8 protein-coding genes and 1 pseudogene are annotated in these 10,222 nt (G+C 63.1%); 1 reads left to right on the forward strand and 8 read right to left on the reverse strand.

Annotation, left to right across the window (positions count from 1 at the left end):
• Nucleotides 1-561 precede the first annotated feature (561 nt).
• Nucleotides 562-1,953, reverse strand: coding sequence for a pyridoxal phosphate-dependent decarboxylase family protein (locus tag ACFMBG_RS18335; protein ID WP_421056138.1), 1,392 nt, complete (start codon nt 1,951-1,953; stop codon nt 562-564).
• A 179-nt stretch (nt 1,954-2,132) separates the two neighbouring features.
• The gene (locus ACFMBG_RS18340) at nt 2,133-3,122 is read right to left on the reverse strand and encodes an alpha/beta fold hydrolase (RefSeq protein WP_421056139.1); all 990 of its coding nucleotides are present in this window, start codon (nt 3,120-3,122) and stop codon (nt 2,133-2,135) included.
• Nucleotides 3,123-3,203: 81 nt separating this feature from the next.
• On the opposite strand from ACFMBG_RS18340, the gene ACFMBG_RS18345 reads away from it, so the two are divergent.
• Complete coding sequence (locus ACFMBG_RS18345; protein WP_421056140.1) at nt 3,204-3,737, forward strand: MarR family winged helix-turn-helix transcriptional regulator; 534 nt, start codon at nt 3,204-3,206, stop codon at nt 3,735-3,737.
• 143 nt (nt 3,738-3,880) lie between these two features.
• Here the strand turns inward: ACFMBG_RS18345 and ACFMBG_RS18350 are convergent, their stop codons facing one another.
• The 6 genes and pseudogenes from ACFMBG_RS18350 to ACFMBG_RS18375 form a co-directional block, all read right to left on the reverse strand.
• Complete coding sequence (locus tag ACFMBG_RS18350; protein WP_421056141.1) at nt 3,881-4,288, reverse strand: hypothetical protein; 408 nt, start codon at nt 4,286-4,288, stop codon at nt 3,881-3,883.
• Between the two features lie 96 nt (nt 4,289-4,384).
• Nucleotides 4,385-5,155, reverse strand: coding sequence for an alpha/beta hydrolase (locus tag ACFMBG_RS18355; RefSeq protein ID WP_421056142.1), 771 nt, complete (start codon nt 5,153-5,155; stop codon nt 4,385-4,387).
• Between the two features lie 112 nt (nt 5,156-5,267).
• Nucleotides 5,268-6,011 (reverse strand): annotated as a pseudogene (locus tag ACFMBG_RS18360) (IS5 family transposase).
• Between the two features lie 259 nt (nt 6,012-6,270).
• Entirely contained in the window at nt 6,271-7,518 is a 1,248-nt protein-coding gene (locus ACFMBG_RS18365) for an NAD(P)/FAD-dependent oxidoreductase (protein WP_421056143.1), read from the reverse strand.
• The gene (locus ACFMBG_RS18370) at nt 7,515-8,537 is read right to left on the reverse strand and encodes an Ldh family oxidoreductase (RefSeq protein ID WP_421056144.1); all 1,023 of its coding nucleotides are present in this window, start codon (nt 8,535-8,537) and stop codon (nt 7,515-7,517) included. The genes ACFMBG_RS18365 and ACFMBG_RS18370 overlap by 4 nt, the downstream gene beginning before the upstream one ends.
• A gap of 55 nt (nt 8,538-8,592) precedes the next feature.
• A complete protein-coding gene (locus ACFMBG_RS18375) occupies nt 8,593-10,119 on the reverse strand; it encodes a trimethylamine methyltransferase family protein (RefSeq protein ID WP_421056145.1) in 1,527 nt (508 codons plus the stop codon).
• Nucleotides 10,120-10,222: the final 103 nt, after the last annotated feature.

The raw sequence follows: 10,222 nt of genomic DNA on the forward strand, positions 1-10,222 counted from the left end.
CGGCCCATGCGGCGCAAATGACGAATTCCTGCCCGCCGCCACCGTCCGGACCCTCCGGAAACTCGCCAAGATCCTTCCCGTACTGCAGCAAACGTGGAACGCCTGACTGGGACGGCGCACGCGCCCTTCTCAAGCGCCGGATTTCTGCGCCCGCGAACGGGTGTTTTTCCACGGAACCGGCGGGGAACAGACCTTCGCTGCAGCCAACCTGCCACTAATTTGGCGCTTCCTAAGCGGACATTCAAACTGGAGGTCAGCCGACCTATTCAAAGCGGGGTAGCGAACAATTGGAAATCTTCAGCAGGCGGTACAGCCAGCTTTTAAGGCAGCATAGGCTCGCCGCTTTCCACGGCCTTCGCAGACTACATAATGTTTTGCGGGTGAAGCATTTTGGTGTGTCAAAAAGCTGGCACCTATTTCCACCTTCAATGCGCTTCACTTTGCGAGGAGGATTGGAGAAAACTGCGGTCAGCTACAGAGACGAGCTTGACATCAATTCAGAACCGGCGCCTGGAACTAGCTGGGCTTCATCTCCATAGCATCTGCTGGCATTTTGCAGCCTCACTGGCTTGTACGGTCCAAACTGTCGCGGGCTGCTTGCAGGGTGTTCAACAAAATGTCGATATCCTGCTCGCTGGTGCGCCAGGACGAAACGCTGATCCGCAGCGCCGGTTCGCCGTTCCATACAGTGCCGCCGAACCACGCTTTCCCGGAGCGCTCCACCAGCAGTTGCAGCTCCTTGGTCTGCGATTCGGTGCCATAGCGGAACAGGACCTGGTTCAAGACGGGCTCGCACAGCAGGTCAAACCCAAGCCCAGGCAGAGCCTCGGCGATACGGGCAGCCATGCTGCAGTGCCGCTCGATCATCTCCGCAACACCGGCGCGGCCAAGCGTGCGAAGTGCCGCCCAAATTGGCACGCCGCGCGCGCTCCGGGAAAACTCGATGCCCAGGTTCTTCTGGCTCTCGGCGGATGCGGTGGAATAGGCAGCGTCGCTGTTCATGGCCGCCGCCATTGCGTCGCGGTCGCGGCAGATGCCCGCAGCGCCGTCATACGGGGTATTGAGCCATTTGTGCCCGTCAGTGGTCCAGCTGTCCGCGCCCTTGATTCCGCTTGTCAGGCCGCGCTTTGCCGGGGCGGCGCGTGCCCATAGGCCAAAGGCCCCGTCGACATGCACCCATGCACCGGCCTGTTTCGCCTTTTCGATCAGCGGCAGGAAGGGGTCAAAGCTGCCCGTATTCACCTCGCCGGCCTGCAGGCAAAGAATGGTCTGCCCATCCAGTGCAGGAAGCCGGGCCGGGTCAATACGGCCGGCGCTGTCCACCGGCGCCTTGATCAGCCGGGCCTGGCCGAAGCCCAGTATCCTCAGGGCTTTGAGAACCGTGACATGCGCCAGCTCGGAAACGACGACCTTGATGTCCGGCGCCCCCTGCAACCCCATGGCATCAAAATCCCATCCGCATTTCTTGAGCAGTTCGCGCCGCGCGACGCTAAGGCAGACAAGCGTGCTGGCGGTCGCCGAGGTTCCAAACGCCACACCGCTTTCGCGGGGCAGGTCCAAGATCTCCAGCAGCCATTTCGCTGCGACCTTCTCAATCTTGTCTGCCACCGGCGAGTTTATCTGGGAGGAAGCACATTGATCCCAGGCCGACGCCAGACGCTGCGCGGCGGCGGCGGCCGGCAGCGTTGCACCGATCACAAAGCCAAAATACCGGGGGCCGTTTGAAACCGCCGTTGCCGGCGAACCGGAGTCGTCCAGCAACGCCAGAGTTTCATGCGCCGAGCCTTTGCTGTCCCGCAATGGTTCGTCAAACCGCGCAAGCTGCTGCAGGGCAGCGGCATCGGGAAATACAGGCATCTCCGACACGCGGGCAATGTAGCGCGCGGCCCTTGTGTCAGCATCGCTCAGTAGCTGGAGTTCGTCCTGCTGCTCTTTCGGCGCCGTTTGTTGCATTCTGAACTCCTTGTCTGAGAACATTCTCTAGTTGGTAGCAGACCCGAAGACTGTGGGCATTGCTGTCCGCGCTGTGACTGGCCTGCGCCCGCATGTTTTCGCGCCTTCTGCCTGCTGCCTGCTGCATCTGCGCCGGGAACGGCGCAGACGCACAACCGTCGTGAGAGCCCGTCCGCCCTTCAGCTGGCCGCGATGAACTCGGACACCAAGCCTGATATCAGCTGCGGCGCGTCTTCCGGGCTGTAGTGGCCGGTTTCGGGCAAGGTCCTGACCTGGCCGCCGGGGAACGCCTGCCGGAACAGGGACAGAAAATGCTCTGCCTGCAGCGTCCTGTCGGCTTCGCCCCAAATGGCGATAGCAGGTTTCTTTGCCAGCTTGGAGATTACGGCGTCACTTGCTTCTTCGAATGCATGTTTGCCGGTGGCAAAGCCTTTGGCCCAGCCGATTGCGCCCGCAGCAAACTCAGGCGCGGGAAACGGCGCCCGGTAGGCGTTCAGCCAGGTTTCGGTGATCAGCTCATTGCGGACAAAGCCATTTAGCTTGAGTGTCGACAGGATGTTGTAATCAAGGTGGCCGAGCACCGCTTCCAGGGTGCCTTTTTCCTCTGCCTGCATGATCCACTGGAACCAGGGCGCAGCGCCGGCATTGGCTATCAAGCGGTCCAAAAGATCAGGCTGCCCGAGGGGTGTCGGGCCATTGACCGAAACGATCCGTTTGATCCGGTCCGGGTGCCGGATGGCCAGGCCCATGCCAACCGGCCCGCCGAAGTCATGCATGACAAGGGTCACATCCCGGAGATCCTGCTCCAGAACAAAGCGCTCCGCATTGTCGATATGATCCTGCAGCCAATAGCTGCGGTCCTGCGGGGTGGCGCTTTTGCCAAACCCCATATGGTCGAGAGCGATCACACGGGCATCACGGGACCATTCAGCAATTTGCGCACGGTAAAGGTAGCTCCAGGTCGGTTCGCCATGCAGAAGCAGCAGCGTCTCCGGGCCGCTGCCCTCATCGACATAGTGCAACGGATAGCCGGCAGCGGAACTGAAGCGGGCTGGATACGGCCAGGTTCCCGCAAAGGTCTCATCGGCAGCGACTGCGATCAGTCGCGTATCATGGCCCGGTGCGGATTGCTGCGATGCCGGGCCGCTGGTCTGAAGGTCGGCGGTCATTCGGTAGCTCCTTTAATGTGTGTGAGTCACATATATAATTGGCCTCTTCCAATTCAAGTGTGTGAATCACATATTCCCGGTATGACGGATGAATCACGACGGACTGCGAATTTGCTGGGGGCGGCGGTGCTCTGCCTGCACGATGAGCTAAAGACGGTTCTGGCGAGGCAGTTCCACCGCTCCGGAGAAGGGCCTGCGGCGCTTTGCGCTTTGGGCCATCAGCCAGGTCTGTCGAATGACGCTCTGAGCCGGCTATTGGATCTCACCCATACGGGCACAGTGCGCCTGATCGACAGGCTGGCCGAGGATGGTCTTGTCAGACGCCAAGCGGCGGAGCACGACAAGCGCAGCGTTGCGCTTTTTCTCACTGAGGCCGGCCAAGCCGCACGGGAGAACATATTGCGCGAGCGGCTGGCGGCACTGGAGGCAGTGACCGGCGGCCTGTCTGATGACGAGCAAAAGGACCTGACCCGGCTGCTTGAAAAACTGTTGCAAGCTGCTGCCGGAGACGACACCCACAAGCTGCGGACCTGCCGCCTGTGCGACAGCCGTGTCTGCACAAACTGCCCGATCCTGGTGCCTGTAAACGGGCCGGACAGAGGAGTTCGGCAATAGTGCCAGGCTTTGCTGCGCAAACGCCAAGGGGGGGGAGCCAGCAAGGCAGTCCAAGTGCATGAGCAGATCCCCGAGGTAAGGCTGAACCTCACCGGTTCGAGCTGCTACAGAAACAAACGCTCCCCGCCCGAAATCGCTTTAGATCAAGGTACTCTTGTCGAGCACTTCAACGTCGTAGAAAAGACGCCCTCGACATCCGGAACCTGCCGACAGTTGACCGAACCATCCAGAGCGGTGGAGATGACCTGATTGCCGTCTACAATGACAATCTGGCTTCCGGCCCGAACGATCCCGGCCGGGTTGCCCACGCCGTGCCCGTCCGAGAGCCTGATTTCCTCTGCTGCGCCGCCAGGATCAATCCTGTAAAGCCTGCCGTTTGTTGCGTCTGAGCCGAACTCTTCACCGGGTCCGCCTGGGCCGATCGCAACCGCATAAAGGTCCGAACCCACTGGCAAAAGGGCTTCGGTAAGGGCCGGCAGCCTCTGTTCTGCGGAAGCCGGACAGGACAGGGCACAGGCAGTCAATAAGGGGAAGGCCTTCGTCTTAAACAATACTCCTGCGTGATTTCATTGTGTGTTGCCGTCAGCGTTCCCGGAATTCGCCGTTACCCGACAGCGGCATTGGGAAAGCGGCGGCGATCAGGTGCCTCACCCGAAGGTCAGAAAATGCGGGGCCAGCACAGTGACAGCGGTATCAATGATCAGCGGGTCCTCATAGAATTGAAGCTGATTGGCACCCTCGATCCAATGCAGCACCATCTGCTCCGATGCGATCCCATCAAAGATCCGGCGCGGTATGTCCGGCCCGCTTGCAGCCCTGTCGCCACGGATCATCAAGACCGGCAGGTTCAGATGAGGGGTTGTTTCGTCGATCCTCCAGCCCCAGATGCCGGCCTCGCTCATTGCGGTGATACGGTTTTCCCAGCTGCCCCTGAAAGTCAGCCAGGGAGCCCTGTTGTCCCAGGGCAGGTACCAGTCCGCAATAGCTGTGGCAGTCAGAAGGGCATCGTCAGAGCCAACAATCGGAATGTAGCTGGCTTCCCCTGTCTTTGCGTAAGCGGCGGCGGCATTTGCGGCCCGTGCCATGCGCGCTTCAACTGCGGCATCGCTGCCAAGGTAAATTCTGGCGGTTTCGGTAGTCAGGTAATGGCCCGCGACAACTCCGAGAGACGCCACGCGGCCGTCCATTGCCGCCGTTTCGATTGCCCAGTTGACACCTTGGCAGTTCCCCAGGAGGTGCAGCCTGTTTGCGTCTATGCCCTCTTGCACGGCGAGAAAACCGAGGGCGGCCTGGCAGTCTTCAACCTTGGCTTCACCAGACTCGTAGCGCCGGGGAGTACCTGAGCTTTCGCCGTGATAACGCGGATCGAAAATCAATATGGCCAGTCCGCGCGATGACAGGCGGGTTGCGTATTGCACCGGCGACTGTTCCTTGACGAAGGCAACAGGCCCGATGATGACGACCGCCGGGTGAGGACCTTCCGAGGCAGGTATCAGCAGCCTTCCAGCTAGGCTCTGGACTCACTGAGTTTCAAAGCCAGTAGATGACGACGGCGGCAAAAGCGGTTGCTGAAAGGAAGACCTTCGGACATCTGTCGTAGCGGGTCGCGATGCGTCTCCAGTCCTTGAGCCTGCCGAACATGATCTCGATCCGGTTTCGCCGCTTGTCATATTTGATGGTTGCTTTCCGCTGTCTGCGACCGGGGATGCGGGCACGTATCCCTTTGTCTTTCAACGCTTCCCGGAACCAATCAGCATCATAGCCACGGTCGCCCAGCAGCCACTCGACCTCTGGCAGACTACTCAGCAGAGCCCGAGCACCGATATAATCACTGACCTGCCCGGCGGTGACGAACAAGCTCAGCGGACGCCCCTAGCCGTCACAGACGGCGTGCAGCTTGGTATTCATACCGCCCTTGGTCCGCCTAATCAGGCGGCCACCCCCCTTTTTGACGTCCATACTGGTCGCTGTCCGGTGTGCCTTGAGATATGTTGCGTCAATCATGACGGTCTTATCTTCACTGTGGTCAGCCGCCAGTCCAGTCATCATCTGAGCGAAGATCCCCTTATCGCTCCATCGCTTCCAACGGTTGTGCAAGGTCTTGTGCGGGCCGTATTCCTTCGGCGCATCCCGCCAGCGCAAGCCATTGCGATTGATGAAGATAATCCCGCTCAGGACGGGCTGGTCATCGACCCGAGGCTTGCCATGGGACTTTGGGGAATAAGGCTCCAGTCGCGCCATCTGCGCATCGGTCAGCCAAAAGAGATCAGACATGTCACCGCTCGATTTTCGACCGGTGAATCATGACGATCAATCGAAATCAATGGGTCCTGCTCCTAGCGCAGCCGCCGTTCCTGAGTCCTGTTTTACTGCACAACGCACAAACGGCAGGTTTGACGGGCTGCGCCGCGGTGGCAAAGGCTACTGTTGGATGTCTCCTTCGGGCCGTCTGCGCGGAAGGTACTTGGCAGGTTAGCGGAATTTCCTGCCGCTCCGCCGCATGCGTTGGGATAAGGATGGGCAAAGTGGCATTTCAGCTACCCCGAAACCTGTCCGGCCCGAAAACACTGCCCCAAGCTTCCTGCGGTCGTCCGGCGATGACATCTGCGATTAAACGTCCAGTGGTAGCCCCAAGCGTCAGCCCTAGTTGGCCGTGGCCGGTGGCAAAGGACACATTGGCCAGTCTGCCTGTTCTCCCGATGATTGGCCGGGTGTCGGGAGTGAACGGGCGGCGGCCCATGCGCCGCGTGCGCTTGCCGGTCTGCAGCCCCGGCAGCACCCTATGCGCGCGGTTGACCAGCACATCCGCCCGGCGCCAGTTGGGCGCAGCAGAGGAACTGGCGAATTCCACCGTGCCGGCAACCGCCAGTTCATTCTCATATGGCGTGATGCCAAACCCGCCTGCAGGGTAGAAAACCGTGTGCTTCAGATCCACCCCGGCATCCTGCAGGCCGGTCGAATAGCCGATCAGGCCTTCCAGGTGCAGCGGGATGCCCAACTGCCGGGCCAGGCCCCTGGACCGGGTGCCTGCCGCAATCACCACCTCGTCGGCGGGCAGCAGCCGCCCGTCCGCCGCCCGGACGGCAGTCACCCGCGCGCCATCGAGCTGAAAGCCTTCGCAGGCCAGCGGCAGCACCGTGCCGCCGCGCTGCGCAAACACCTGCATCAGCGTTTCCACCAGCCGCTTGGGATCGGTCACAAAGCTCCAGTCCCGCAGCACCGCCGCATATTTGAAATCACTGGCGATGGCGGGCTCCATCTCATGCGCCTCCCGGCCGCTGATCTCGTCAATGGTGCAGCCCAATTCGCGCGCCAGGCCAAAGGCCGCGCCCATGGTCGCCTTGTCCCGCTCGTCATCGAACAGCTTGATCACCGGCCGCTCCACCAGCAGCTCCGGGGCGCCGGCATCCGCCAGCTGCACCTTGACATCGGCGGTGGCGGCAAAGGTCAGCCGGGCCAGGTCGGCGGCAATCGCCCGCATCCGCGACGGCAGCGAGTTGGCGGCAAAGCGGGCGAACCAGGGCAACAGCCCCGGCGCGCTGGCAGGGCGCAGCGACAGCGGCGCCTCGGGGTCCAGCAGCCAGCCTGGCACCTTCATCAGCATGCCCGGCTGCGATAGCGGCACGATCTCTCCCACCGCGATGCAGCCGCAGGACGCCCAGCTTGCGCCCTCCCCTGCCGGGCCGGGCTCCAGCACGGTGACGCTGTGCCCGTCCGCCTGCAGCGCCAGCGCGCAGGAGATGCCGGCAATGCCGCCGCCGGCAATCACCACCCGTTTCATGCGGGCTTCGCCAACGCATCGAGCTGCGCCAGCAGTTCGGTGCTGACCGCAACCCCGTCCGCCTCTGCCGCCGCACGTTTCTTCAGCCGCCCGTCACCCGGCACCCGGGCCGCGCCATTGCCCTCGATCTCGGCGCAGATGCGGGTGATGTACTCGCCAAAACCCGCATTGCCGAACCGCTCCGGGTCGATCGCGATCAGGGTGGCGCCGCCCTTGATGTTGAGCGCGCCGAAAGATTCCCGCTCCTGGTTGTCGACCGACAGCGTGCCACCGGCCAGGGCCGCGCCCAGGACCTCGATCATGAAGGCAATCGCCGCGCCCTTGTGCTCGCCGAACGGCAGCAGGCTACGGGTTTCCAGGATCGCATTGGGGTCGGTGCTGGGGTTGCCATCCGGATCCAGCCCGGCAGGCCGCGGCAGCTCGTGGCCCTCGGCGGCGGCCATGCGGATATCCATCAGCGCCACCATCGAGGCCGCCTGATCCCAGACCACAGGTGCTGCGCCCTCGCGCGGACAGGCAAAGGACATCGGGTTGGTGCCGAACACCGGGCGCACGCCGCCCTGCGGCACCACCATCGACAAAGAGTTGATCACCGCCAGCGCCACCAGCCCGGCCTCGGCCAGCGGCTCGGTGTCAAACCGCAGCCCGCCCAGGTGGTGGCAGTTGGCGCAGGTAAAGGCGGCAATGCCGTTCTCGCGCGCCAACGCAATCAGCTCCTCCCGCGCCGCGGCGGCGGCAATCTGGTAATAGCCGTTGCCGGCGTCGCCGCGCAGCACGCCCGGCGCGATCTTCTCGATCTTCGGGGCGGCGGCGCCATTGGCATAGCCGGAAGTGAAGCTCTGTGCATAGACCGGCAGCATCCGCAGCCCGTGGCTGCGCGGGCCGTCGCGCTCCGAGCAGGTGACGATCTCCGCGATCAGATCGCTGCCGGCCGCATCCATGCCCGCGGACACAAGGACGGATTTGGCCAATGCCCGCACTTCGGCGAGTGAGAGCGTTTTTGTCGAAGATGTGGTCATGGGCTCAGATCCTGTCCTTGTGCCGGGTCAAAGGGGCGCCTTGGCGCCCGCAGTGTCAGGCTTGGTACAATGCGCGTTTCCTGGCAACAAATTCGTCCAGCGCGCCGCGCTGATCGTCCGGCATCGGCGGCTGCACATAGCTATCCAGCATCCGCCGCGCCGCCTCGCGGCCGGTGATCTCCGCGGTCTTGGCGCCTTCCGCCTCCCATTGCTCGAAACTGTCGTTGTTCTGCAGCGGGTTCATGTGCATCGGGTTTTCGCGGGTATGATCGGTGCCCAGGAAATGGCCGCCGGGGCCGATCGCCTCGATGTCGCCCAGCAGCGCATCCAGGTTCTCTTCCCTCAGGCCGCTGAAGAAGCGGTGGAAGTTCTCCAGCTGCAGGGTGTCCTGCACCCATTTCGCATAGCTCACGCCCAGCGCGCCCTCCAGGAAACCGGCCGAGTGCACGATATAGTTGGCACCGCCCAGAAGCACCGGCCACATGGTGTTGGCGGTGTCGAACCCCGCCTGCATGTCCGGCGACTTCGACCCGGTCCACATGGTGCAGGTGCGCCAGGGCACGCCGTAGAACCGCGCCATCTGCCCCACCAGCAGGTTCATCAGCCCCGGCTCGGGCGAACCCATCATCGGCGCGCCGGTTTTCATCGACACCCCCATGATAGCCACCCCCAGCACCATCGGCGCGCCGCGGCGGATGATCTGGCTGTAGGCCATGCCCGCCAGGCTTTCGGCAATCAGCAGCGCCACGCCGCCCTGCGGGCTGGCCGGGGCCGAGGCGCCCGCCAGCACAAAGGGCGACAGCAGGCAGGGCTGGTTCGCCGATGCATAGACCCGCAAGGACTGCAGCATGGTTTCATCCCAGACCAGCGGCGTGTTGCAGTTCAAAAGCGCGGCCAGAACGACATTGCTGTCCACGAACTCCTCGCCAAAGACGAGGCGCACCATCTCCACCGTGTCATGCGCCGCCTGCTCCGACTGCACCGCGCCCTTGATCGGCTTGTCGGTCAGCGTCAGCGCCGCGTGCACCAGTTCCAGATGGCGCAGCGGCACCGGCACGTCCTGCGGCTCCACCGGCAGGATGCCCGGCACCATCATCGACTGGCTCATCTGGCTCATCTTGAAGAAGTTATGCGCATCCTCCAGCGCCGACGGCCGCCGCCGACCCTCCAGGTCATAGACAAAAGGCGCGCCATAGGCATTGGCAAAGACCGAGTGCCGGTTGCCCACCCGCAGCGAGCGCTCCGGGTTGCGGGCGGCATACCCCCATTCCGACGGCACCGAGGAAATCAGTTCCATCAGCATGTCGCGGCCGATGCGGACCCGTTCGCCCCGCACATCGGCACCGGCCCGTTTCCAGTCCGCCAGCGCCACCGGATCGCGGAACACGATGCCCGTGGTCTCCAGGATCGTCATCGCCGCATTGTGGATCTTCTCCACCCCTTCCGGACCCAGCAGATCAATCGGTCCGACCTGGCGGTTCAGCGCCGGCAGGTAGACCGGCGGCGGGTTGGTGCGGGCCTGGACGCGCGCAGCACGGCCGCCCCGGGGGGCGCGCGGCGCCCGTGTTTTCAGTTCCGTCATGTTCAGCTCCTTCAGGTGCCGGGATCAGGCCCGGGCGCGTGCGCTGGTTGGGTCGACGGCGCAGATGCCGATCACCTCGGCCTCGCGCATCTCGTTGTGGACC

The sequence above is a fragment of the Leisingera coralii genome (assembly GCF_049056525.1).
GTDB lineage: Bacteria > Pseudomonadota > Alphaproteobacteria > Rhodobacterales > Rhodobacteraceae > Leisingera > Leisingera coralii.